At 70.4% G+C, this 24,193-nt stretch carries 19 protein-coding genes and 1 CRISPR repeat array; of the genes, 10 read left to right on the top strand and 9 right to left on the bottom strand.

Features of this window, described 5'->3' with window-relative positions; all coding sequences use genetic code 11:
- The first annotated feature begins 219 nt into the window (after positions 1–219).
- From H577_RS0114425 to H577_RS0114435, 3 genes are all read left to right on the top strand, one after another.
- A complete protein-coding gene (locus tag H577_RS0114425) occupies positions 220–2,046 on the top strand; it encodes a ribonucleoside triphosphate reductase (protein ID WP_029146537.1) in 1,827 nt (608 codons plus the stop codon).
- A gap of 1 nt (position 2,047) precedes the next feature.
- Positions 2,048–2,929, top strand: a complete 882-nt coding sequence (locus tag H577_RS0114430; protein WP_211217947.1) for an anaerobic ribonucleoside-triphosphate reductase activating protein — start codon at positions 2,048–2,050, stop codon at positions 2,927–2,929.
- Between the two features lie 276 nt (positions 2,930–3,205).
- Positions 3,206–4,549, top strand: a complete 1,344-nt coding sequence (locus H577_RS0114435; RefSeq protein ID WP_029146539.1) for a uracil-xanthine permease family protein — start codon at positions 3,206–3,208, stop codon at positions 4,547–4,549.
- Between the two features lie 48 nt (positions 4,550–4,597).
- Here H577_RS0114435 and H577_RS0114440 read toward each other — a convergent pair whose 3' ends face one another.
- From H577_RS0114440 to H577_RS17485, 6 genes are all read right to left on the bottom strand, one after another.
- Positions 4,598–5,611: a LacI family DNA-binding transcriptional regulator gene (locus tag H577_RS0114440; RefSeq protein ID WP_029146540.1), complete on the bottom strand. Its 1,014-nt coding sequence runs from the start codon at positions 5,609–5,611 to the stop codon at positions 4,598–4,600.
- 21 nt (positions 5,612–5,632) lie between these two features.
- Positions 5,633–7,222, bottom strand: a complete 1,590-nt coding sequence (locus H577_RS16775; protein WP_084516312.1) for a GH1 family beta-glucosidase — start codon at positions 7,220–7,222, stop codon at positions 5,633–5,635.
- A 99-nt stretch (positions 7,223–7,321) separates the two neighbouring features.
- Entirely contained in the window at positions 7,322–8,212 is an 891-nt protein-coding gene (locus tag H577_RS0114450) for a carbohydrate ABC transporter permease (RefSeq protein WP_029146541.1), read from the bottom strand.
- On the bottom strand, positions 8,209–9,321 hold the full coding sequence (locus H577_RS16780) for a carbohydrate ABC transporter permease (RefSeq protein ID WP_051192077.1): 1,113 nt from the start codon (positions 9,319–9,321) through the stop codon (positions 8,209–8,211). Before H577_RS16780 ends, H577_RS0114450 begins: the two co-directional genes overlap by 4 nt.
- 78 nt (positions 9,322–9,399) lie before the next feature.
- The gene (locus H577_RS0114460) at positions 9,400–10,677 is read right to left on the bottom strand and encodes an ABC transporter substrate-binding protein (protein ID WP_029146542.1); all 1,278 of its coding nucleotides are present in this window, start codon (positions 10,675–10,677) and stop codon (positions 9,400–9,402) included.
- 371 nt (positions 10,678–11,048) lie between these two features.
- On the bottom strand, positions 11,049–11,855 hold the full coding sequence (locus H577_RS17485) for a MarR family winged helix-turn-helix transcriptional regulator (protein ID WP_245570421.1): 807 nt from the start codon (positions 11,853–11,855) through the stop codon (positions 11,049–11,051).
- A 325-nt stretch (positions 11,856–12,180) separates the two neighbouring features.
- On the opposite strand from H577_RS17485, the gene H577_RS0114475 reads away from it, so the two are divergent.
- Positions 12,181–12,429 carry a phosphoribosylformylglycinamidine synthase subunit PurS gene (locus H577_RS0114475; RefSeq protein ID WP_029146543.1) on the top strand — a complete coding sequence of 83 codons (249 nt, stop codon included), beginning with the start codon at positions 12,181–12,183 and terminating at the stop codon, positions 12,427–12,429.
- Positions 12,426–13,133 carry a phosphoribosylformylglycinamidine synthase subunit PurQ gene (gene purQ, locus H577_RS0114480; RefSeq protein WP_029146544.1) on the top strand — a complete coding sequence of 236 codons (708 nt, stop codon included), beginning with the start codon at positions 12,426–12,428 and terminating at the stop codon, positions 13,131–13,133. The genes H577_RS0114475 and purQ overlap by 4 nt, the downstream gene beginning before the upstream one ends.
- A gap of 210 nt (positions 13,134–13,343) precedes the next feature.
- On the opposite strand, the gene H577_RS0114485 is transcribed toward purQ, so the two are convergent.
- Positions 13,344–13,862, bottom strand: a complete 519-nt coding sequence (locus H577_RS0114485) for an adenine phosphoribosyltransferase (protein ID WP_029146545.1) — start codon at positions 13,860–13,862, stop codon at positions 13,344–13,346.
- A 682-nt stretch (positions 13,863–14,544) separates the two neighbouring features.
- On the opposite strand from H577_RS0114485, the gene H577_RS0114490 reads away from it, so the two are divergent.
- From H577_RS0114490 to H577_RS16790, 3 genes are all read left to right on the top strand, one after another.
- A complete protein-coding gene (locus tag H577_RS0114490; RefSeq protein WP_029146546.1) occupies positions 14,545–16,224 on the top strand; it encodes a glycoside hydrolase family 13 protein in 1,680 nt (559 codons plus the stop codon).
- 83 nt (positions 16,225–16,307) lie between these two features.
- Positions 16,308–17,315 carry a LacI family DNA-binding transcriptional regulator gene (locus tag H577_RS0114495; RefSeq protein ID WP_029146547.1) on the top strand — a complete coding sequence of 336 codons (1,008 nt, stop codon included), beginning with the start codon at positions 16,308–16,310 and terminating at the stop codon, positions 17,313–17,315.
- Positions 17,316–17,600: 285 nt separating this feature from the next.
- Entirely contained in the window at positions 17,601–19,688 is a 2,088-nt protein-coding gene (locus tag H577_RS16790) for an APC family permease (RefSeq protein WP_425411325.1), read from the top strand.
- Positions 19,689–19,716: 28 nt separating this feature from the next.
- Here the strand turns inward: H577_RS16790 and H577_RS0114505 are convergent, their stop codons facing one another.
- Positions 19,717–20,688: an SRPBCC family protein gene (locus H577_RS0114505; protein ID WP_029146548.1), complete on the bottom strand. Its 972-nt coding sequence runs from the start codon at positions 20,686–20,688 to the stop codon at positions 19,717–19,719.
- 51 nt (positions 20,689–20,739) lie between these two features.
- Positions 20,740–21,105, bottom strand: a complete 366-nt coding sequence (locus H577_RS0114510) for an ArsR/SmtB family transcription factor (protein ID WP_029146549.1) — start codon at positions 21,103–21,105, stop codon at positions 20,740–20,742.
- A gap of 116 nt (positions 21,106–21,221) precedes the next feature.
- On the opposite strand from H577_RS0114510, the gene H577_RS0114515 reads away from it, so the two are divergent.
- Entirely contained in the window at positions 21,222–22,460 is a 1,239-nt protein-coding gene (locus tag H577_RS0114515; protein ID WP_036285428.1) for a SufS family cysteine desulfurase, read from the top strand.
- Positions 22,460–22,912 carry a Fe-S cluster assembly sulfur transfer protein SufU gene (sufU, locus tag H577_RS0114520; RefSeq protein ID WP_029146551.1) on the top strand — a complete coding sequence of 151 codons (453 nt, stop codon included), beginning with the start codon at positions 22,460–22,462 and terminating at the stop codon, positions 22,910–22,912. Before H577_RS0114515 ends, sufU begins: the two co-directional genes overlap by 1 nt.
- Positions 22,913–23,921: 1,009 nt before the next feature.
- A CRISPR array of direct repeats spans positions 23,922–24,193; the repeat unit is 28 nt; unit sequence GGATCATCCCCGCTCGCGCGGGGAGCAC.

The raw sequence follows: 24,193 nt of genomic DNA on the forward strand, positions 1-24,193 counted from the left end.
ACCCCGCTGAGACGTCCCCCTTCACGCGCTGAAACCGGCGGACTATACACCTGGACAGTGGATGCCTCAGGCAGCGCCATGCGCGTCTGGACACCTCGGCAATAAACCCGGGCCTCGCTCGCCGCGCCCTTGTTCACCACGACATATAGTGGCGCCAAAGCAATGAACCACTAGATATAGTGGTCGCGCGTTCCGGTGGTCGAAAAGTGGACGCGATCTATGAAAGGGACTGCCATGGACACCACGATCTCGGTCGCCTCGACCGTCGACGAATACCTCGACCGCTCCGACTGGCGGGTGAACGCCAACGCGAACCAGGGCTACTCGCTGGGCGGACTCATCCTGAACGCCTCGGGAAAGCTGATCGCGAACTACTGGCTCGACGAGGTGTACACGCCCGATGCGGCGCGCGCGCACCGGTGCGGCGACATCCACATCCACGACCTCGACGTGTTCGCCGGCTACTGCGCGGGCTGGTCGCTGCGGATGCTGCTCGAGCAGGGGTTCAACGGCGCGCCCGGCAAGATCGCCTCGGCGCCGCCGAAGCACCTGACCAGCGCGCTCGGGCAGATGGTGAACTTCCTCGGCACGCTGCAGAACGAATGGGCCGGCGCCCAGGCGTTCAGCTCGTTCGACACCTACCTCGCCCCGTTCGTCCGGCTCGACGGCCTGGACGACGACCAGGTGCGTCAGGCGATGCAGGAGTTCGTCTTCAACCTCAACGTCCCCTCGCGCTGGGGCACGCAGACGCCGTTCACCAACCTGACCTTCGACTGGACCGTCCCCGACGACCTGGCCGACCAGCATCCCCTCATCGGCGGCACCGTGCAGCCGTTCACCTACGGCGAGCTCACCGCCGAGATGGGCGTCATCAACCGCGCGTTCATCGAGGTGATGAGCGCGGGCGACGCCGACGGGCGTGCGTTCACGTTCCCGATCCCCACCTACAACATCACCCGCGATTTCGACTGGGACGGCCCGAACGTGCCCGAACTGTTCGCGATGACCGCAAAGTACGGGCTGCCCTACTTCCAGAACTTCGTGAACTCCGACCTCGACCCGCACATGATCCGGTCGATGTGCTGCCGGCTGCAGCTGGATGTCACCGAGCTGCTCAAGCGCGGCAACGGTCTGTTCGGCTCGGCCGAGCAGACCGGGTCGCTGGGCGTGGTCACGGTCAACTGCGCCCGCCTCGGGTTCGTGCACGCCGGCGACATGGATGCGGTGTACCGGCGTCTCGACGAGTTGATGGACATCGCCCGCGACACGCTCGAGGCCAAGCGCGCGATCATCGACCACCACATCGCCGGCGGCCTGTTCCCGTACACCAAGCGATACCTGGGAAGCCTGGCGAACCACTTCTCGACGATCGGGGTGAACGGGCTGAACGAGTTCGTGCGCAACTTCACCGGTGACCGCGACGACCTCACCACCGAGGACGGGCGCCGCCTGTCGGCGCAGCTGCTCGACCACGTGCGCGGGCGCATGGTGACGTTCCAAGAAGAGACCGGCAACATGTACAACCTCGAGGCCAGCCCTGCAGAGGGCGCCACCTACCGGTTCGCCAAAGAAGACATCGCACGCTTTCCCGGCATCATCCACGCCGGCACCGACGCGAACCCGTACTACACGAACAGCTCGCAGCTGCCGGTCGGGTTCACCGACGACCCGTTCGAGGCGCTCGAGTTGCAAGAGGAGCTGCAGCAGAAGTACACCGGCGGCACCGTGCTGCACCTGTACATGGGCGAGGCGATGGTCTCGGCCGCCGCGTGCCGCAACCTGGTGCGCCGCGCGCTGGAGCGGTTCCGGCTGCCGTATCTGACCGTGACGCCGACGTTCTCGATCTGCCCCGCGCACGGCTACGTCTCGGGCCACCACGAGCAGTGCCCCGAGTGCGGGTCGGAGTGCGAGGTGTGGACCCGGGTGATGGGCTACTTCCGCCCGATCGCGTCGTTCAACATCGGCAAGAAGGGCGAGGCCGCCGAGCGCCGGTACTTCTCGCAGCAGGTCGCCGAGCCCGAGGCGGCGCTGGCCGGAGCGGTGTGAGATGGGCGCGCGGGTCGCGACGGCACGGGATGCCTCGACCGATGCGCGGGCCGACGCAGGGGCCGACGCCGGGGCACGGGATGCCTCGGCCGACGCGGGAGCGTGGGGTGCGGCATCCGCGGGCCCGGTGGTGTCGACCGGACTCGGCCGGCCCCCGCGGCATGCGGCATCCGCCGATCGCCTGCGCGTGGCGGGGATGACCCGCATGTCGACGGTGGACTGGCCGGATCATCTGGTGGCCACGGTGTTCCTGCAGGGCTGCCCGTGGGACTGCTTCTACTGCCACAACCCGGCGCTCATCGACCCGCGCGCCGACGGTGCGCTGCCCTGGGCGCAGGTGCGCACCTTCCTGCACTCCCGGCAGGGCCTGCTCGACGGCGTCGTGTTCAGCGGCGGCGAGCCCACCATGCAGCCGGGGCTCGTCGCCGCCGTCGACGAGGTGCGTGCGCTCGGCCTGGGCGTGGGGCTGCACACCGGTGGGGCGTATCCGGCCCGTCTGGAGCAGCTGCTGCCGCGCGTGGACTGGGTGGGCCTGGACGTCAAGTCGACGCCCGAGCGGTACCAGGCCGTGATCGGCCGGCCCGGCGGCAGCGAGCGGGCATGGCGTGCGCTCGAGTCGGTGCTGGCCGAGCACGAGCGCCGTGCCGGCACCGACCGGCCCTTCGACTACGAGGTGCGCACGACCGTGCACTCCGACGCGATCGATGAGCGGGGACTGTGCGAGCTGGGTGAGAGCCTGGCCGACGCGGGCGTGCGCACGTGGGCGCTGCAGCGGTTCCGGTCGACGGGTGTGCGCGATCCGATGCCGCGCGGCACCGAGGGCCGGCGCGTCTCGTTCGACGCGCTGCCGCGCGATCGGTTCGCCCGCATGGTGATTCGCTGAGACCGGTCCCGCCGGAGGTCGACTCGATCCGTATCGACGCCGGGCCGCCGCAGCCGCGCCCAGACCCCCTCCGCCGTGTGTGACCACCCGCACGGCGGAGGGCTTCACCGCTCGGGTGTGGGCCCGAGCGGCTCGGACCCGGTCGCCCGGGCCGCGGAGGGTCGCACCTCGCCGCTGCGCGCACCCGCCGCGGAAAGGACCGCAACACAGGCAACTCCCAGATAAAGTCATTCCGGTGGCATCCCCCCGCGCCGCCCCGACCCTTCTGGAGCCCGCATGCCCCTCTGGACCCTGCACGGAAACGGCCGCACCGTCGAACCCGGACAGGTCGTGCACCCGTCCGAACGGCTGAGCTGGCCGGCGACCATCGCGATCGGTGCACAGCACGTGGTCGCGATGTTCGGTGCGACCTTCCTCGTGCCGATCCTGACCGGATTCCCGGTGTCGACGACGCTGCTGTTCTCGGGCCTGGGCACCCTGCTGTTCCTGCTGATCACGCAGAACCGGCTGCCCAGCTACCTCGGGTCGTCGTTCGCGTTCATCGCACCGATCACGGCGCTGAACGCCGGGCACGCGCTTCAGACCCCGCTGCAGATCACCCAGGCACTGCTGGGCGTGGTGGCGGCGGGCGTGCTGCTGGCAGCCGTCGGCTTCGTCGTGCAGGCGGTGGGCGTCGGCTGGATCGAACGCCTCATGCCGCCGGTGGTGGCCGGCGCGATCGTCGCGCTCATCGGCTTCAACCTCGCACCCGCGGCGTGGAACAACTTCAAGGCGCAGCCCGAGCTGGCCACGGTCACGCTGGTCGCCGTGGTGCTGTTCAGCGTGCTGTTCCGCGGGTTCCTCGGCCGCATCTCGATCTTCCTCGGCGTCATCGTCGGGTATGTCGTCGCAGCGGTCACCGGACAGGTGACATTCGACGCGGTCGCCGAGGCCGACTGGATCGGGCTGCCGCAGTTCCACCTCGCCTCGTTCGGCGACGCGGCGGCCTGGGCGGCGGTGCCGATGTTCCTGCCGGTGGTGCTGGTGCTCATCGCCGAGAACGTCGGACACGTGCGCGGTGTGGCCACCATGACCGAAGACCCCTCGATCAACGGCCGAACCGGCCGCGCGCTCGTCGCCGACGGCGTCGCGACGACCCTGGCCGGTGCGTTCGGCGGGTCGGGCACGACCACGTACGGCGAGAACATCGGCGTGATGGCCGCGACCCGCGTCTACTCGACCGCGGCGTACTGGGTGGCCGGCACGGTGGCGATCCTGCTCGCGTTCTCGCCGAAGGTCGGGGCGCTGTTCAACACCATCCCGCCCGGGGTGCTGGGCGGGGTGACCACCGCGCTGTACGGCCTGATCGGGGTGATCGGCATCAAGATCTGGGTCGACAACCGCGTGGACTTCTCGCGTCCGGTCAACCAGTACACGGTCGCGGTGTCGTTCGTGATCGCGATCGCCGGCTTCGCGATGGGCTGGGGAGACTTCCAGCTCGGCGCCATCGTGATCGGCACCGTGGCGGCCCTGCTGATCTACCACCTCGGCAACTTCATCGCCCGCATGCGCAAGACCGGTGCGGATGACGGTGGCCCGCTCGGCCCGGTCGGCCCGCTCGGCGGCGAACCCGTCGACTGACCCCACGGGTGGCGACCCGTCGACGGACCCGGCGGACGTACGCGCCGGTCAGGCCGAGGCGCGTACCACGAGCTCGGTGGGCAGGATCGTCTCGTGCGCCGGCTGCCGCCCGGCGAGCACGTCCAGCAGCACCGTCGCCATGGTCTGCCCTTGCTCGAACGACGGCTGGCGCATCGTCGTCAGCGCAGGAGTGACGGATGTCGCGACCGGTGAGTCGTCGAATCCGATGACCGCGACGTCGTCGGGCACGCGCAGACCGGCGGCGGCCAGCACCTCGAGCGCGCCCCGGGCCATCAGGTCGCTCGCCGCGAACACCGCATCGGGCGCGCCGCCGTCGGCGAGGATGCGCCGCATCGCCTCGGCGCCGCCGTCGGAGGTGAACGCGCCGTCGGCCTGCGGGCCCTGGTCCAGGCCCGCATCGGCCAGCGCGGCACGGTAGCCGTCGAGCCGGTCGACGCCGGCCGGCATGGTGAGCGGCCCGGTGATGGTGGCGATGCGGCGATGCCCCTGCGAGATCAGATAGGCCGTGGCATCCCGCCCCCCGGCGACGTTGTCGACGTCGACGTAGTAGTCGCCGTCGCGGTGCCGCACCGGGCGGCCGCCGTAGACGACGGGCATGGCGGCGGCGATGCGGTCGATGAACGTGTCGCTGGTGTGGTGTGAGACGACGATCGCGCCGTCGACGTTGCCGCCGCGCATGTAGCTGGTCATCTTCTCGCCGGGGTCATCGCTGGCGATGAACAGGTTGAGCACATAGTCGCTGCGCAGCAGGCGCTCGTTGATGCCCGACACGATCGAGGCGAAGAACGGGTCGCCGAAGAACCGGGTGGTGTCTTCGGGCACGACCAGCCCGATCGCCAGGGTCTGCCTGCTGGCCAGCGACCGGGCGGCGCGGTTGGGCACGTAGTGCAGCTCGGCGATCGCGCGCCGCACGGCCTCGAGCGCCGCCGGACTGACCGAGGTCGAGCCGTTCACCACGCGTGACACGGTCGATCGCGACACCCCGGCGGCGGCGGCGACCTCTTCGATCGTCACCGCCTGATGCGTCGTCGTCGTGCTCATGGCAGTCCCCCCATCGGGATGCTACCGGCCCACCGGCGCGCCGGTCTCGTCGTCGACCTCGTGGCCGGTCGCGCCGCGGGCCGCGTGGCCGGTGTCGTCGCCGACCTCGTGACCGGCCGCGTCGCGGGCCGCGTGACCGGTGTCGTCGTCGACCTCGTGGCCGCTCGCCCCGAGCGCCCGCGCCGCGATGATGCGCGCGTAGTCCCGGCCGCTGTCTTTGACGGTGCGCCGCTGCGTCGCGTAGTCGACATGCACCAGCCCGAACCGCTTGTCGTACCCCCACGCCCACTCGAAGTTGTCGAGCAGCGACCAGTAGAAGTAGCCGCGCACATCGGCCCCGGCCTCGACCGCGTCGAGCACCGCGCCCAGGTGCGCACGGACGTACTCGACCCGCTCGAGGTCGTGCACCCGCACCTGGCCGTCGGATTCGACGACCGGCTCGTCGTCGTAGGCGGCGCCGTTCTCGGTGACGTACAGCACGGTGCCGGCCGGTCGCGCGTACTCGTCGGCGACCCGCACCAGCAGGCGGGTGAGCCCCTCGGGCTGCACCTCCCAGTTCATCGGCGTGCGTGCAAGTCCCCGGTCGTACCAGAAGATGCTCTCGTGCGAGGGGAACGGGGATGCCGTCGGTCGCGCCGTCGGCGCTTCTCCGGCATCCGGCGCCACCGCCGGCGGCCGCCCGCCGACGTACTCGCCGTGGTAGTAGTTGACGCCGAGCGTGTCGATGGGGGTGGCGATCACCTCCAGGTCGCCGGGGTGCACAGCATCCTGCCACCGGGCCACCGCGACCGGGTCGACCACCCGGATGTCGTCGACGATGTCGGCGGGGTACGCGCCGCGGAACACCGGGTCGAGAAACCAGCGGTTGAACTGTCCGTCGATGCGGCGGGCGGCATCGGCATCGGCGGGGTCGGCCGCATCGACCGGGTCGGCGACGGTGAGGTTGAGCGTCAGCCCGACATCGAGCGACGCGTCGCGGGCGCGCAGCTCGCGCACGATCTGCCCGTGGCCGAGCAGCAGGTGGTGTGCGGCGAGCAGGCCCTCGGCGACACTGCGGTGCCCGGGCGCGTGCACCCCGGCGGTGTGGCTGAGGAACGACGAGCACCACGGCTCGTTCAGCGTCGTCCACACCGGCACGCGATCGCCGAGCGCGTCGTGCATGTCGAGGGCGTACTCGGTGAACCGCTCGGCGGTGTCGCGCACGGTCCATCCGCCGCGCTCCTGCAGCGCCTGAGGCAGATCCCAGTGATACAGGGTCAGCCACGGCTTGATCCCGGCATCCAGCAACTCGTCCACCAGGCGCGCATAGAAGTCGACGCCCGCCGGATTCAGGTCGCCGCCGTCGGGGCGCACACGTGCCCACGACACCGAGAAACGGTAGGTGTCCAGGCCCATCCGGGCCATCAGCGCGACGTCGTCGCGGTAACGGTGGTAGTGGTCGCAGGCCACGTCGCCGGTGTCGCCGTTGAGCACAGCCCCGGGCACGCGGCAGAACGCATCCCAGATCGAGTCGCGGCGGCCGTCGTCGTGGGCGGCGCCCTCGATCTGGAACGCCGCGGTGGCGGCGCCGAACAGAAAGCCGGGCGGGAACGGGCGGGAGCTCGCGGTCATGCGGGCAGGTCCTCTCTGCAAAACGTCTGGGGGAACGAGTCGGGGGCCGGCACGCGGCGTGCGGGCGTGGGATGCCGGGGCTGTCGCACGAGGGGCACCTCAGCCCTTCACCGCGCCGGCCATGATGCCGCTGACCAACTGCTTGCCGGCGAAGATGAACAGAAGCAGCAGCGGCACGGTCGACAGCAGCACGCCCGCGAGCACGATGGAGTAGTCGACGAAGTAGTTCGACTGCAGCAGCGACAACGCGACCGGCAGAGTGGGGGACTGCGGGTCGAGCACGATGAACGGCCAGAAGAAGTTGTTCCAGGCCGTCACGAACGTGAACAGGCCCAGCATCGCCGCGGCGGGACGGGCGGCGGGCAGCCCCACGGTCAGGAACGTACGGAATGAGTTCGCCCCGTCGACCCGGGCCGCCTCGACGAGCTCGTCGGGCACGGCCTGGCGCAGGTACTGCGTCATCCAGAACACGCCGAACGCGCTGGTCAGCGCGGGCACGATCACCGCTCCGATGTTGCCGGTCCAGCCCAGGTCGCTGAACAGGATGTACAGCGGCACGACGCCCAGCTGCGTGGGCACCGCCATCGTGGCGATGACGAACACCAGCAGCGCCCCACCGCCGACGAACCGCAGCTTGGCGAACGCCCATCCGGCGAGGGTCGAGAAGAAGACGACGGATGCCGCGATCAGCGCGGAACTGAGGATCGAGTTCCACAGCGCCACCCAGAAGTTCACGGCCGGATCGTTCACGACCGTGGCGGCGTTCTTCAGAAAGTTGCCCCCGGGGATCCACGACATGTTCGGGTCGCGGATCGTGTAGGCGTCGCCCGAGCCGATCAGGAACGACCAGTAGAACGGGAACACCGCGGCCACCAGCACGACGCCCAGGCACGCGTAGACGAACCAGCGCGGGCGGTCACCGCGGCCGCGGCGGCGGGGCGACGGGCGAGGGTCGGTCATGGCGGGGACGGATGCGGGCAGCACGCTCATGCGCGGGGCTCCTTCGCTGGGGCGGCCACAGATGGGGCGGCGACGGCGCGCGTCTGGTTCGCTTGGGCGGCCACACGCCGACGGGCATCACGCGCGGCGGCGCGACTTTGCGCACGGGTGGCCTGGCCGCGGGCACCCTCGTCACGCACCAACGACCGGGTGATGAAGAGGTTGACCACGCCGATCAGCAGGATGATGAGGAACAGGATCCAGGCCAGCGCCGCGGCGCGACCGAAGTTCCACTCGCCCCAGCCGATGTTGTAGAGGTACAGCGTGATGGTCAGCCACTGGTTGTTGGCCCCGCCGGTGCCGTACTGGTCGTACATGCGCGGCTCGTCGAAGATCTGCAGCCCGCCGATGGTCGAGGTGATGATGACGAAGATCAGGGTCGGGCGCAGCCCCGGCAGCGTGATCGAGAAGAACTGCCGCACCGCGCCGGCACCGTCGACCCGCGCGGCCTCGTAGTAGTCGCGGGGGATCGCCTGCATCGCGGCGAGCAGGATGAGGGTGTTGTACCCGGTCCAGCGGAAGTTCACCATCGTGGCGATGGCGATGTGGCTGGCGAAGGCGTTAGAGTGCCACGGGATGTGCGGCACGCCGAGGTGTGCGAGCGCGGTGTTGATGATGCCGTACTTGTCGCCGAACATGTTGCTGAAGATGAGCGCGACGGCTACCGGCGCCATGATGTAGGGCAGCAGCACGCCCATCCGCCAGAACGTCTTGGCGCGGAGGTTCTGGTCGAGCATCGCGGCGATGAACACCGCGAGGATCAGCTGCGGCACGCTCGAGAGCAGGAAGATGCTGAACGTGTTGCGCAGCGCCACCCAGAACTTCGGCTGGGTGAGCACGTACACGTACTGGTCGAACCCGATGAACGTCCCGGAGTTGCGGACGAGGTCCCAGTCCATGAACGAGATCACCGCGGTGTAGGCGATCGGGAACAGCCCGACCACCGCGAACAGGATGAAGAACGGCGAGATGTACAGGTAGGGCGAGAGCTTCAGGTCCCACCGGCTGAGCCGGTGGCCGAAGCCGACGCGGCGGGGTGGACGGCCGGATGCGCCCGGCGGCGCGGCGGCCACGTCGGGCCGGATGCCGGTGGTGGTCACGGATGCCTCGATTCGACGGTGCGGTCAGGGCAGGGGCACCGCGGGCCCGGGGATGCCCCGGGCCCGCGGCCGGGGGGACTACTTGATCGCCTTGACCTCAGAGACCCACTGGTTCCACGAGTCGGCGGCGGACTGCGTGCCGTCCTCGACGCGGGTCAGGGCCTTCTGCATGGCGTCGTTGATCTGAAAGTAGTACTGGCCCTTGAACGGCGAGACCGTGACGGCCGCGGCGCGGTCCGAGAAGATCTTGCCGACCGGCGCGTCGTTGAAGAACGCGTTGGTCGCGTCGAGCAGTGTCGGGTCCTTCAACGCCTCCTGCTGGCTGGGGAAGGTGCCGGCGTTGCCAAACGCCTTGATCTGCTGTGCCGGGTCGGTCAGCCAGCTGGCCAGTTCCTGCGCCTCCTTCACGTGTGCACCGTTGGCGGGCACGGTGAGGTACGAACCGCCCCAGTTGCCGCCGCCGTTGGGGAACACGTTGGCGATGTCCCAGCCGGTGACGTCCTTGGCGTTGCCCGAGATGATGCCCTGCATCCAGGCCGGGCAGAGCATGGTGGCGTAGGCGCCGTTCTGCATGCCGGCGTTCCAGTCGTCGGACCACTGACCGAGGTGGGCCGACTGGGTCTTGCTGGCGGCGAGCACCTGGTCGTAAATCTTCTTGACCTCGGGGTTGTCGGTCGCGGTGATCGCGCCGGTGGAGGGGTCTTCGTAGGCGGCCGCGACCTGGTTGATCATGCCCTGATAGGTTCCGCCGGCCGAGTCGAACCAGGCCTTGCCGGTGGCCTTGACGTACTGGTCGCCGACCGAGAAGTAGGTGGCCCAATCGCCCGAGAGCAGCTTAGCGACCTCGTCGCGGTCGGTGGGCAGGCCCGCCTTCTTGAACAGGTCGGCGCGGTAGCAGATGGCCTCGGGGCCGATGTCGGTGCCGTAGCCGATGAGGTTGCCGTCCTTGTCGGTGGCATCCTTCACCTTCCAGTCCAACCACCGGCTCTTCAGGTCGTCAGGCACGGGGGCCAGCAGGTCGGAGTACTTCATGACCTCGGGCAGCCAGTCGACCTCGATCGCCTCGATGTCGGCCAGGCCCTTCTTGCCGAGCTTCTGGAAGTAGTTGGCGCGGGCGTCGTTGCTGGTCGCGGCCTTGTTGTGCACGACCTTCACGTTCGGGTGCTCTTTGGTGTACTCGGCCAGCAGCGCGTCGGTGTAACCGAAGTCGTTGAAGGTGGCCACGGTCAGCGTGATCTGCTGGCCGTCCTTGCCCGAGGCGTCGCCTCCCCCGCCGGCGCAGCCGGCGAGCGTGAGGACGGTGGCGGATGCGGCGGCCGCCGCAATGGCGGTGCGGCGCAGGACGCGTGATTTCACGGTGTCACTCCCTTGTGGTGTGCGATCTGTGGTGTGCAGTGTGTCGGCGTTGCCGGTGGTGCAGTCGCGGTGTGCGGTCACGCTCCGATCTTTCATGGGAGCGCTCCCACGCACGTGGCCCCACTGTATGCGCACCCGCGTGATCGCGTCAAGGGAGCGCTCCCACGACCAAGGTCACGGTTTGATCACGGCGTTCGAGCACGGCGCTTGATCACGGCTTTCGAGCACCGCGCTGCCCGGCGGCCCGGATCATCACGGCACGGTGATCGTGCGGTGTGCCGCCAACGCGCGCATCGTCGCGGAACGGGCTGTCACCCGGTGCGTGGTGACGGCGTGGACCGTCACTGCGCGGGTCGGCATGACGCTCACGATCACTGCGCGGCCGGCGAGGATGCGGGTGGTGATTCGCCGCCGGCGGCACGGCCCGCCGCATCTGTGGTCTGGGCGTGATCCGGGTTGGCGCGGCCGGTGGCATCCGGGAGCTGCGCGGGATCCGTTGTCTCAGCACCATCCGGGTACGTTCGGCCGGTGGTATCCGTGACTTGGGCACCATCCGGGATCGCGCGGCCGGTGGCATCCGGGATCGCGCTGCCGGTGGCATCCGGGATCGCGCCGGTGGCATCCGGGATCTGCGCGGCATCAGGGTACGCGCACAGGGCGTCGAGAAAGCGGATGACCGTCTCGCGCTCGGCAGGCGTGAGCGCTGCGGCGACCTCGAAACGGTGCGCATGCGTGCGGCCGATCTCGTCGCGCACCCGCTCGTGCGTGCGGTCGGTGATGCGCACCACGAGCGCGCGCCGATCGGTGGGGTGCGGGGCGCGCTCGATGTGGCCGGCGGCCTCGAGCCGGTCGAGCAGCTTGGTGGTCGAGGCCGTCGAGATGCCCAGGTGCTCGGCGAGTGCGCCCGGGGTGACCAACCGGGACTCCCCCTTGGCCGCCACGAGCAGGCGCAGCGCCTCCATGTCGCTTTCGTTCAGGGCCATGCGGGTGCGGGCGCGGGCGCTCAGCGCGCGCTCGGCCTCGCGCCACCGGCTCATCCCCACCAGCACGCGCACGGTCTGCGCGAGGTCGGCATCGCCCAGCGCAGCATGGTCGATCAGCTGCCGGTCGGGGTCGATGACCCGCGGGTCGAGCATCCGCTCCGTCTCGCGCGGGTCGGGACCGGAGGGCATGCGCATGTCGGCATTCTATTGAGCGTCGATTCCGGTGCGGGGAGCCGGGCGCCAGGCAGCGGACAGCGGGCCGGACAGCGGGCGACGGGCAGCGGGCGCAGGGCACCGGGGCCCCGGGCGCGACCGCGAGGCGGCCGACCGGACAGCGGGCGCCGGGCGCGAGCGCCGGACGGCGGACCGGGCGTCGGGCACCGGGCGACGGGCGGCGGACCGCACAGAAGGCACCCGGCATCGCCCGAGGCTTCGTGCCGGTCGAGGAGCTCCGGGGGCCGAGTCCGACGGCACCGTAGACTGGACACGCACCCCTGCACCGAGACATCCGGAGCCCGCCATGCCCACCATCGTCGTCGACGTCATGCCCAAGGCCGAGCTGCTCGACCCGCAGGGAAAGGCCGTCGCCGGCGCCCTCGCCCGTCGCGGTGAGACACCGTTCACCGCCGTGCGCATCGGCAAGCGGTTCGAACTGACCGTGGACGGCGACGTCGACGAGACCGTGCTCGCCCAGGCGCGGCAGATCGCCGACGAGATCCTCTCGAACGCCGTGATCGAGGACGTCGTGGGCATCGAGGTGGTGGAATGACCACGCGCATCGGGGTCATCACCTTTCCCGGATCGCTCGACGACCGTGACGCGCAGCGGGCCATCCGGCTCGCCGGTGCCGAGCCGGTGGCGCTCTGGCACGGCTCGCACGACCTGCAGGGGGTGGACGCCCTGGTGCTGCCGGGCGGCTTCAGCTACGGCGACTACCTGCGCTCGGGTGCCATTGCCGCGCTGTCACCGATCATGGCCGAGGTGAAGTCCGCGGCCGACGACGGGATGCCGGTGCTGGGCATCTGCAACGGATTCCAGATGCTCGTCGAGGCACACCTGCTGCCCGGCGGGCTGATCCGCAACGCAAACCAGCAGTTCGTGCGCCGTGACCAGCGGCTGCGCGTCGAGAACGCGACGACGGCATGGACGAACGCGTTCGACGCCGGCCAAGAGATCGTCATTCCGCTCAAGAACGGTGAGGGCGGGTACATCGCCGACGCCGACACGCTCGCCCGCATCGAGGGCGAGCAGCTGGTGGCGTTCCGCTACGTGGGCGTGAACCCGAACGGGTCGCTGAACGACATCGCCGGGTTGACCAACGAGCGCGGCAACGTCGTCGGTCTCATGCCGCACCCCGAGCACGCCGTCGAGCCCGGGTTCGGTCCCGACACCGCCGCGGCGATGCGTTCGGGAGTGGACGGCCGCGGCTTCTTCGACTCGGTGATCGCCGCCACGGTGCACGCGGCCGCCTGACCGACCGGCATCCGGCCGGCGAGGTGTCTCGCGGTGCGGTCGGTGCCGCGCGGGCGGCGCATGTCTCGCGCCGATCGCCGTTGCGGTGCGGCCAGTGCCGCGGGGGCGCTGCAGGCAGTTCCACAGTCGGCGAGGTGTCCCACGCCGATCGACGTTGCGGTGCAGTCGGTGCCGCGCGTGCGCGGCAGTGCGGTTGCGGCCGAACGCGCCTCAGACGCGGAAGACGGCGTGCACATCGCCGACGAGGGCGCGACCGCCCAGGTCGGTCAGCTCCATGAGCACCGAGGTGCCGACGACGGTGCCGCCCAGCTCGGCGACCAACTCGTGCGCGGCGCACAGCGTGCCGCCGGTGGCCAGCACGTCGTCGACCAGCAGCAGTCGCAGGCCGGGACGGATGTCGTCGTGGGCCTCGATGGTCGCGGTTCCGTATTCGAGGTCGTAACCGACGGATGCCGCCGGCCGCGGCAGCTTGCCGGCCTTGCGGATCGGCACCAGGCCCACCCCGGCGGCGATCGCGACCGCACCGGCGAGCAGGAATCCGCGTGCTTCGACCCCCGCGACGACGTCGAACGTGCCGGCGAACGGGGCGATCATCGCATCGATCGTGGCGCGCAGCGCCGCCGCATCAGTCAGCAACGGGGTGATGTCGCGGAACAGCACTCCCGGCTCGGGGTAGTCGGGGATGGTGCGGATGAGCTGTTCGGCGCGGGTGAGCTGGTCGTCGGGCACCCGTCCACCCTACGCGCCGGTCCGCCGGGCGCCGGGCGGCCCCACCCGGCGGCCGGTGCCGTCGCCGCACCGCCCGGCCCCACCCCGGCGGCCCGTACCGTCACCGCCTCCGGCCGGCATCCCGTGCACAACTGCGGGGATCTTCGGCGACACGCCGTCGCTCCGCCGCGACACGCCGCACGGCCGTGAGAATCCCCGCAGTTGTGCACACGGTCGCGAACGCCCGCCCCCACCCCGGCGGCCTGTGCCGTCGCCGCACCACCCGGCCCCCACCCCGGCGACTCGTGCCGTCGCCGCCTCCGGCCGGCATCCCGTACACAACTGCGGGGATCTTCGGCGACACGCCGTCGCTCCGCCGCGACACGCCGCACGGCCGCGAGAATCCCCGCAGTTGTGCACGCCGTCGCGGGCGCGGCGCGGCCGACACGGCGCGGCCCGACCGACACGGCCCCGACCGACGAGGCCGCAGCATCCCGCCCCACCCGACCGCGCCGTCGCCATACCCCTGCGGGCATCCCGTGCACAAGGGCGGGGATCTTCCACGACACGCCGTCGATTCGCCGCGACACGCCGCGCGACCGCGAAAATCCCCGCAGTTGTGCACACCGTCGCGAACGCCCGGCCGCCACCCGGAACACCCGGGTGAGACGACAGATGTAAGCGCTTGCACTACGCTGTTCGCATGACGACGACCGCGCTCGAGGACGCCTCCGCCCCGCCCACGGCCCCCGGTACCGAGTGGTGGCGCACCGCCGTGATCTACCAGATCTATCCGCGCTCGTTCGCCGACGCGAACGGCGACGGCGTCGGCGATCTGCCCGGCGTCACCGCACATCTCGACGACCTGAAGATCCTGGGCATCGACGCGATCTGGCTGAGCCCGTTCATGACCAGTCCGCAGCGCGACGCCGGCTACGACGTCGCCGACTACTGCGACGTCGACCCGCTGTTCGGCACGCTGGACGATTTCGACAGGATGCTGCAGGCAGCCCACGCCCGCGGCATCCGCGTCATCGTCGACCTCGTGCCCAACCACTCCTCCGATCAGCACGCGTGGTTCCAGGCCGCACTGGCCGCGGGTCCGGGCAGCCCCGAACGCGCCCGCTACCTGTTCCGCGACGGGCGTGGCGAGAACGGCGAGCTGCCGCCGAACAACTGGGAATCGGTGTTCGGCGGGCCGGCCTGGACCCGGGTGACCGAGGCCGACGGGCGCCCCGGCCAGTGGTACCTGCACCTGTTCGACAGTTCGCAGCCCGATTTCGACTGGACCAATCCCGAGGTGCGCGCCGAGTTCCGCCGCATCCTGCGGTTCTGGCTCGACCGCGGCGTCGACGGGTTCCGTGTCGACGTCGCCCACGGCCTGATGAAGGCGCCCGGCCTTCCCGACTACACGCCGCCCGCCGACAGCGGCTCGATGGGCGGGGATGAGACCGACGTGCCGTACTGGGGCCGGCCCGAGGTGCACGACGTATACCGCGAATGGCATGAGCTGCTGGCCGCCTACGACGGTGATCGCGCACTGTGTGCTGAGGCGTGGATGCCGACCATCGCGCAGACGGCGCTGTGGGTACGCCCCGACGAGATGCACCAGGCGTTCAACTTTCCCTATCTGATGTCGGACTGGAACGCGCAGACGCTGCGGCACGTCATCGACGAGTCCCTGCGCACCTTCGCGGCCGTGGGCGCGCCCAGCACCTGGGTGCTGTCGAACCACGACGTGGTGCGACACGCCTCACGCCTGGCGCTGACCGCCGAGAACCCGCAGGGGCACGGCATCGGACCGAACTCCCCCGGAAAGCCGATCGCCGAGCTGGGCCTGCGTCGGGCGCGCGCCGCCACCACGCTCATGCTGGCACTGCCCGGTTCGGCCTACCTCTACCAGGGCGAAGAGCTCGGCCTGCCGGAGGTCATCGACATTCCCGACGATGCCCGGCAGGACCCCACCTGGTTCCGCACCGGGGGGGAACGGTACGGGCGCGACGGATGCCGCGTGCCGCTGCCGTGGACCGCCGACGGGCCCTCGTACGGGTTCAACACCACGGGTGCCTCGTGGCTGCCGCAGCCGGCGGAATGGGCACACCTCGCACGTGACGTGGAGGCGAGGGATGAGGCATCCACGCTGTCGCTGTACACCCGGCTGCTGGCCGAGCGTCGCGCCCGTGCGCTGGGCGCCGGTAGCCTGGTGTGGATGCCCGATGCCGGTGCCGACGTCGTCGCATTCCGCAACGGGAATGTGACGGTGATCGCGAACCTCGGCGACCGGCCGGTGCCACTGCCTGCGGGGCGCGTGATCGTGTCGAGCGAGCCGCTCGAGAGTGACACGGTGCCCCGCGATGTCACGGTGTGGATCGAGGCGGACTGAGCGAGACGGACTGAACGAGACGGACTGAACGGAACCGACCGGCACCGCCCGCACGGCACAGGAGAACGGAAGGCACGGGGGCCATGGTGAGCATCGACGAGGTGGCACGGCTGGCCGGCGTGTCGACCGCCACCGTCTCGCGGGCGCTCAGCGGCCGCGGCCGGGTGTCGGATGCCACGAAGGCCCGGGTCGAGGCGGCCGCCGACACCCTCGGCTACGTCGTCTCGGCACCGGCGTCGAGTCTGGCGTCGGGCCGCACCCGCAACATCGGGGTGCTCGTGCCGTTTCTGCAGCGTTGGTTCTTCAGCACCGTGCTGGCCGGCACCGCCGCCGAACTGATGCGGCACGGGTACGACATCACCCTGTACAGCGTCACCGAAGACCTGCCGCTGCGGCGCAGCGTGTTCGAGACGTTGCTGCGTCGGCAGCGCGTGGATGCGGTGATCGCGGTGTCGATCGCACTCGGCGACGACGAGATCGATCGGCTGCTGGCGCTCGACATGCCGGTGCTCGCGATCGGCGGCCCCGACCCGCGGCTGACGACGCTGTCGGTGGATGACGTCGCCGTCGCCCGGCTCGCCACCGAGCACCTGCTCGGGCTCGGGCACCGGACCATCGCGCACATCGGCGCAAGCCCCGAGTTCGACCTCGACTTCCACATCCCCACCCAGCGTCGTCAGGGTTTCGAACAGGCGTTGACCGCCGCCGGGGTCGCGGTGCGCCCGACGCTGTTCGAACCCGCCGACTTCACGATCGAGGGTGGATTCCGCGCAGCGAAACAGTTGCTCGGGCGCCCCGGCGGGCGACCGACGGCGATCTTCGCGGCGTCGGACGAGATGGCGATCGGCGCCATCATGGCGGCCCGGGAGCTCGGCTATCGCGTGCCCGCCGACCTGTCGATCGTGGGGGTGGACGGGCACGAGCTGGGCGGGTTCTTCCGTCTGACGACGGTCGATCAGTTCCCCGCCCGGCAGGGCGAGCGTGCCGCGCAGGCGATCCTGGCTCTGCTCGACGCGGCCGGCGCCCAGCCCGAGCAGCTGCCGTTCGAGCTGGTGGTGCGCGGCACCACCGCGCGTCTGACCGAGGTCTGAGCAGCTGCCGTTCGAGGGGGTCGTCGCGGTGCCACCGCGCGCGCCTGACCGAGGTCTGACCGGCGTCTGAACGGCGTCCGAGCGGCGTCTGAGCGGGGCCAGACCCAGGCCAGTCGCGGCGTCTGAACGGCGTCGAAGCGGCGTCTGAGCCAGGCCAGAGAGCGGGGCCAGACCCAGGTCAGGCACAGCGTCTGACCCGGGCCGGACCCCGGTCAGGTCACGTTTTCGGGCCATGTGACCGCGTCGCGTTGCGCCGGGGCGTTCACCGGCGTAGTGTCGCCCGCCGTGACGAACGACAGTCGCGACGCGACGCCCGAGGCGCCGATCGCGAAACGCATCCTGATCGGCGACCCGCTGGCGTCGCAGAACGCGGACGAGCACCTGCTGCCCAAGCGCATGGCGCTGCCGATCTTCGCCTCTGACGCGCTGAGCTCGGTGGCGTACGCGCCGCAGGAGATGCTCATGATCCTGCTCACCGGCGGGCTCGCGTTCCTCGCGTTCGCGCCGTGGGTGGCCGCCGCGGTCGTGCTGCTGATGACCGTGGTGGTGCTGTCGTACCGGCAGCTGATCCGCGCCTACCCGTCCGGCGGCGGCGACTACGAGGTCGCGCGCACGAACCTGGGCGAGATCCCGGGCGTCGTGGTGGCCTCGGCGCTGCTGGTGGATTACATCCTCACGGTGGCCGTGTCGACGGCATCCGGTGTCGACAACATCATCTCGGCGCTGCCCGGGCTGAACCCGTGGCGGGTGGAGCTCGCGGTCGCCTGCGTGGTGGCGATCGTGCTGATGAACCTGCGCGGCGTGCGTGAGGCATCCCGCGCGTTCGCGATCCCCACCTACGTGTTCATCGGGTCGGTCGCCGTCATGGTGGTCACCGGCCTGGTGCGCACGTTCGTCGGCGCGGCGCCGGTCGCCTCGAGCGCCGACTACGCGCTGCACACGCAGAGCATCTCGCAGGCGGCGGTGATCCTGCTGGTGCTGCGCGCGTTTTCGAGTGGATGCTCGGCCCTGACCGGTGTCGAAGCCGTCTCGAACGGGGTGCAGGCGTTCCGCAAGCCCAAGATCCGCAACGCGCGCACCACGCTGGCGATGATGGGCGGCATCGCCGCGGCGATGTTCGCGGGGCTCGTCGCGCTGGCGCTGATCGCCGGCGTGCAGTACGCCGAGAACCCCTGCGACCTGGTCGGATTCGACTGCCGCACCATGCCGCAGCCGAGCCTGATGGCGCAGCTGGCCGCCGCCACGTTCGGCATGGGCTCGATTCCGTTCTTCATCGTGCAGGCGGCGACCGCGTGCGTGCTGCTGCTGGCGGCGAACACGGCGTTCAACGGGTTCCCGCTGCTGGGCGCGGTGCTGGCGCGTGACGGCTACGCGCCGAAGGCGCTGAACACCCGCGGCGACCGGCTGGTGTACTCCAACGGCATGATCGTGCTGGGCGTCGCGGCGATCGCCGTGCTGGTGATCTACCAGGCGAACCTGTCGAACCTGATCCAGCTATACATCATCGGCGTGTTCGTGTCGTTCTCGCTCGGCCAGATCGGCATGATCCGGCACTGGATCCGCGGGCTGCGTCGCATCACTCATCTGCCCGCCGAGGCACGTGCGCAGCAGTCCGCGAAGCGGCAGACGTTCAGTTACCGCAAGGGTCTGGTGATCAACAGTCTGGGCGCGACGATGACCGTGTCGGTGCTGGTCGTGGTGACGATCACGAAGTTCACGCACGGTGCGTGGCTGGTGTTCCTGGCGATCCCGATCCTGTCGACGCTGATGATGGGCGTGTACCGGTACTACCGCGACGTGGAGCACGAGATCCGCATGGACGACACCGTGCACTTCGGCGCGGAGGGCGATGTCGCGCTGATCCTGGTGAACCGGCTGCAGAAGCCGGTGGCCAAGGCGCTCGACTATGCGCTGGCGGCGCGGCACGACAAGACCATCGCCCTGCACGTGGCGGTCACCGCAGAGGAGTCGAAGGCGTTGCAGAAGGGCTGGGAGGCGCACGGGATGCCGGTGCCGCTGGTCACGATCGAGTCTCCCTTCCGCAGCTATGCCGGGCCGGTGATCGAGTTCATCAACCAGTACCGGGCCGAGCACGGCCCGAGCGTGGTGACGGTGTACCTGCCGCAGTACATCGTGGGGCACTGGTGGGAGAAGGTCCTGCACAACCGGCGCGCGCGGCGGATGGCGCAGCAGCTCATGCTCGTGCACGGAGTGACGATCACGCTGGTGCCGTGGATGCTCGACTCGTCCGAGCTGATCTACGGCCGCCGTTCACGCCCGGTTCCCGGCCAGGAGCGGGCCGGGCGCCCGTACTCGTCCGGAGCGCGGTTCGACGCCCGGCCCCCGGCCGCTCAAGACAAGACACGGCGCTGAGCCGCGGCATCCGTCGCCCGCAACCACCTCAGGCAGGCAGCACCTGAGACTCGAGGCGTGCGTAGCTGGACTCCATGCCGTCGACCATGCCCGTGGCGAGCACGGCGTCGCGGGTCGCGGCATCCGGATACTCGATGATCACGGTCAGCAGGGTCGCGCCGTCCTCTTCGTACAGCTGCAGGTCGTTGAGGGTCGCCGGGAAGTCGGTGCCGGTCATGTGCTCGGTGGTCACCGCGCGGCGTGGCGGCTCAGACAGCACGCTCTCGCCGTCGAATCCGAACGGCTCGCCGGCGACACCGGGTTCGGGCGCCCACGCGAACCGGTACCCCGCCTCGGTGACCTCGCACTCGGTCATGCGCCAGCCGTCGGGTCCGAGCATCCATCGCCGGATCAGCTCGGATTCGTGGTGCGCGCGCCACACCAGCTCGCGCGGTCCGTCGATGAGTCGGGTGATGCGCACGTGCCGGTCGTCGAGCACCTCGAGGCGGGTGCCGTTGCCGGCGGCGTAGTCGCGCAGGCTCTGCAGCACCGTGTCGATCTGCGCCATCGCCATGCGGGTGCCTTCGACCATGCCCATGCCGACCGCCTGCTCGAGCGATTCGATCGAGGTGAAGTGCGTGGTTCCAGTGAAGCGGGTGCCGTCGGGGGCGTCGTCGAACGCGAACACCATGCGCATCGGGTCCATGCCGGCGGCCAGGTCGCCGTTCTCGTCGGCGAACCCGTCGAGCACCTCGAAGCCGTTCGGCTCGTCGATGGTGACGAACTCCCAGCGACCGCGCGAGAGCTCACCGTGCGGGCCGGTCATGTGGTACTGCGCGAGTCCGCCGGGGGCGAAGTCGAAGCGGGTGAAGGTGGCCGGCCACCCGGGAGGGCCCCAGAACCGCTCGAGCTGACGCGGGTCGGTGAACACCTGCCACACCCGCTCGCGGGGCGCCGCGAACGAGGCGGCGATGTGCATCGTGAGGTTCTCGGGGTCGGTGGTGATGTCGGTGACGGGCATGATCTCTCCGTGGGTCGGGTCCGGTCGGTTCCGGCGTGGTGCGGGTTCGGGTCAGGATGCCGGGGGCCCGGCGTCTTCGGCGAGCAGCGCGTCGATGCGGTCGATGCGATCGCGCCACAGCTGCTGGTAGCGCTCGAGCAGCACACGTGCCCGGGCGATCGTGTCGGGGTCGGCGCGCACGAGTCGCTCCCTCCCCTCGGCCCGCTTGACGATCAGGCGGGCGGCTTCGAGCACCGCGACGTGCTTCTGCACCGCGGCGAACGACATGTCGTAGTCGGCGGCGAGCGCCGACACCGACTGCTCCTCGACGACGGTGCGGCGCAGGATGTCGCGGCGCGTCGCGTCGGCGAGGGCCCGGAACACCCGGTCCACCTCGTCGTCGGTGAGCTGCTCTTGCGGCTCTCGTTGTGCAACCATTTGGTTGTACGTTACGCGCGGATGCGGCATCCGTCAAGGGGCGGTTGTCGCGACTCGGCATGACTCGACCGCCGAGCCCGCGCACATCCGCGCGGCGTAGCCTGGAAACCGTGACGATCCCCACCGAGACCATCGATCTTGCCGCCGTGCGTGCGGACTTTCCCGCGCTGCACCGCGAGGTGGACGGGTGCCCGCTGATCTACCTCGACTCGGCGGCGACCGCGCAGCGCCCGCAGTCCGTGATCGACGCCGAACTCGCCTTCGTCACCGGCGCGAACGCGGCCGTGCACCGCGGCGCACACACCCTGGCCGCCGAGGCGACCGATCTCTTCGAGGACGCCCGGGCGACCGTCGCCGGGTTCGTCGGTGCGGCCCCCGAGCAGCTGGTCTGGACCTCGGGCGCGACCGCGGCCCTGAACACGGCGGCGTACGCGATCGGTGCGGCCGGGCTCGTGCGCGAGGGCGACGAGGTCGTCGTGACCGAGGCCGAGCACCACGCGAACCTGATCCCCTGGCAGCAGTTGGCCTCCCGCACCGGCGCGGTGCTGCGGCACATCCCCGTGCACGAGGACGGCACGATCGACGTGTCGGCTGCGGCATCCGTCATCTCGTCGCGCACCCGCGTCGTCGCGTTCGCGCACGTGTCGAACGTGCTCGGCATCGTGAATCCGGTCGCCGACCTGGTCGCGCTCGCGCACGGCGTCGGCGCGATCGCGGTCATGGACGCGTGCCAGTCGGCCCCGCACCTGCCGCTCGACCTGCCCGGGCTCGGCGTGGACCTCGCCGCGTTCTCGGGTCACAAGATGCTCGGCCCCAACGGCATCGGCGCGCTGTACGGCACCGCCGAGTTGCTCGACGCGCTGCCGCCGGTGTTCACGGGCGGGTCGATGGTCACCACCGTCACGCTCGAGACCGCCGAGTTCCTGCCCGCGCCGCACCGGTTCGAGGCAGGCACGCAGCCGGTGTCGCAGGCGGTCGGCCTGGCCGAAGCCGTGCGCTACCTCGACCGGCTGGACATGGGCGCGGTGCACGCGCGCGAACGGATGCTCGAGCAGCGCATGCGCGAGGGCCTGCGCGGCATCGATGGGGTGCGGCTGCTGGGTGACGCCGACGCCGAGCGCATCGCGCTGTGCGCGTTCGCGGTCGACGGGGTGCACGCGCACGACGTGGGCCAGTTCCTGGATGCTCGGGGCATCGCCGTGCGGGTCGGGCACCACTGCGCGCAGCCGCTGCACCGCCGGTTCGGGCCGGCGGCCACGGTGCGGGCCAGCGCCGGGGTCTACACGACCGAGGACGAGATCGACGCGCTGATCGACGCGGTCGGCGCCGTGCGCGGCTACTTCGGGGCGGCGTGATGGGCGATCTCGACCAGCTGTACCAGGAGCTGATCCTCGACCATGCGCGTCGACGGGTGGGCAGCGGGTTGGCGCCGGCCGAAGGTCTCTCCGCCGACCACCACGAGCGCAATCCGGTGTGCGGCGACGAGATCACGCTGCGTGTGCGCGTGGACGGCGACCGCATCCGCGACGTGAGCTGGGAGGGCGAGGGCTGCTCGATCTCGCAGGCGTCGGCCTCGATGCTGTCGCAGCTCGTGACGGAACGCGCCCCGCTGCCGAGGAACGAGGCATCCGCCCTCATCGACGGTTTCCGCACCGCGCTGCGGTCCCGCGGCACGATGGAGCTGGACGAGGACGTGTACGAGGATGCCGCGGCCCTGACCGGGGTGTCGAAGTACACGGCTCGCGTCAAGTGCGCGATGCTCGCCTGGGTCGCACTCGAGGCGGCGCTGGCGGCGCTCGACGGCTGAGGTTGCGTGAGGGACGCGCCGCGGCCCGCCAGGCTACGAACCTGAACAACGAACCTGAATAGGGGGCCTTCCCCGCTCGCGCGGGGAGCACGGGCATATCCTCACTCGCTGCGCTCGCTTCGGTTGGGTCATCCCTGCTCTTGCGGGGAGCACTTCGCCTTCGTGGTCATCCGGAAGGGTTTCCGTGGATCATCCCCGCTGGCGCCGGGAGCACACCGAGATCTCGGCCGGCGTCGTCCCCGTTAAGGGATCATCCCCGCTCGCGCGGGGTGCACTGTCTCCCCCACCGCCTGTTCAAGCGCGGTCGGGATCATCCCCGCTCGCGCGGGGAGCACAGGGCGTCGTTGAAGAGGACTTCGCCGATGTCCGGATCATCCCCGCTCGCGCAGGGAGCATCCGGAGGCAGATTACGCGCCCGTCGCGTCGTCGGGATCCTCCCCGCTCGCGCGGGGAGCACGCCCGCCCCTGGACATTGGTGCCCATGCCCATCGGATCATCCCCGCTCACGCGGGGAGCACTCGGTGTCTTCGCGGTCCTGGTAGAACCACACCGGATCATCCCCGCTCGCGCGGGGAGCACGCAGCTGGGGCCTAGAAAAAGCATCCGCCGTTCGGATCATCCCCGCTCGCGCGGGGAGCACGTCGCGAAGTTCGACTTCCTCGTCCGCGCCGTCGGATCATCCCCGCTCGCGCGGGGAGCACCACCAACGGCAGCCGTTCGCCGCGAGTCGCCTGGACACAGGGGAGATCGACCTCAGCGGGTGCGGGGATCATCCCCGCTCGCGCGGGGAGCACTTGGTGGCCTGCCGAAGCTGGGCGAGCACGTAGGGATCATCCCCGGTCGCGCGGGGAGCATTTGGTGGTGGTTCTGCCCCGGGAGTCGGTGACCGGATCATCCCCGCTCGCGCGGGGAGCACAGCAGGTCGCGCACGATCCGCACCTCGGCCTCAGGATCATCCCCGCTCGCGCGGGAGCACACGAACCCGTACGGGAACAACGCGCCGGCCTGGGGATCATCCCCGCTCGCGCGGGGAGCACATCTCAACTTGAGACACGCTATCCATGTCGGGGGGATCATCCCCGCTCGCGCGGGGAGCACAACCCGGGGCTCGGTGTCCGCATCTCTGAAGAGGGATCATCCCCGCTCGCGCGGGGAGCACGTCACTTGACACTAACCGCGCCAGTTGGTAGACGGATCATCCCCGCTCGCGCGGGGAGCACGAGTTCTGGATCAAGTGCACGGACTCGTACACAGGATCATCCCCGCTCGCGCGGGGAGCAC

It is taken from the genome of Microbacterium luticocti DSM 19459, assembly GCF_000422405.1.
GTDB lineage: Bacteria > Actinomycetota > Actinomycetes > Actinomycetales > Microbacteriaceae > Microbacterium > Microbacterium luticocti.

Excerpts from the sequence above, each read along its gene's own strand:
- H577_RS0114425 (WP_029146537.1), top strand. The coding sequence starts at position 220 with ATGAAAGGGACTGCCATGGACACCACGATCTCGGTCGCCTCGACCGTC.
- H577_RS0114430 (WP_211217947.1), top strand. The coding sequence starts at position 2,048 with ATGGGCGCGCGGGTCGCGACGGCACGGGATGCCTCGACCGATGCGCGG.
- H577_RS0114435 (WP_029146539.1), top strand. The coding sequence starts at position 3,206 with ATGCCCCTCTGGACCCTGCACGGAAACGGCCGCACCGTCGAACCCGGA.
- H577_RS0114440 (WP_029146540.1), bottom strand. The coding sequence starts at position 5,611 with ATGAGCACGACGACGACGCATCAGGCGGTGACGATCGAAGAGGTCGCC.
- H577_RS16775 (WP_084516312.1), bottom strand. The coding sequence starts at position 7,222 with ATGACCGCGAGCTCCCGCCCGTTCCCGCCCGGCTTTCTGTTCGGCGCC.
- H577_RS0114450 (WP_029146541.1), bottom strand. The coding sequence starts at position 8,212 with ATGAGCGTGCTGCCCGCATCCGTCCCCGCCATGACCGACCCTCGCCCG.
- H577_RS17485 (WP_245570421.1), bottom strand. The coding sequence starts at position 11,855 with ATGCGCATGCCCTCCGGTCCCGACCCGCGCGAGACGGAGCGGATGCTC.
- H577_RS0114475 (WP_029146543.1), top strand. The coding sequence starts at position 12,181 with ATGCCCACCATCGTCGTCGACGTCATGCCCAAGGCCGAGCTGCTCGAC.
- purQ (WP_029146544.1), top strand. The coding sequence starts at position 12,426 with ATGACCACGCGCATCGGGGTCATCACCTTTCCCGGATCGCTCGACGAC.
- H577_RS0114490 (WP_029146546.1), top strand. The coding sequence starts at position 14,545 with ATGACGACGACCGCGCTCGAGGACGCCTCCGCCCCGCCCACGGCCCCC.
- H577_RS0114495 (WP_029146547.1), top strand. The coding sequence starts at position 16,308 with ATGGTGAGCATCGACGAGGTGGCACGGCTGGCCGGCGTGTCGACCGCC.
- H577_RS0114505 (WP_029146548.1), bottom strand. The coding sequence starts at position 20,688 with ATGCCCGTCACCGACATCACCACCGACCCCGAGAACCTCACGATGCAC.
- H577_RS0114510 (WP_029146549.1), bottom strand. The coding sequence starts at position 21,105 with ATGGTTGCACAACGAGAGCCGCAAGAGCAGCTCACCGACGACGAGGTG.
- sufU (WP_029146551.1), top strand. The coding sequence starts at position 22,460 with ATGGGCGATCTCGACCAGCTGTACCAGGAGCTGATCCTCGACCATGCG.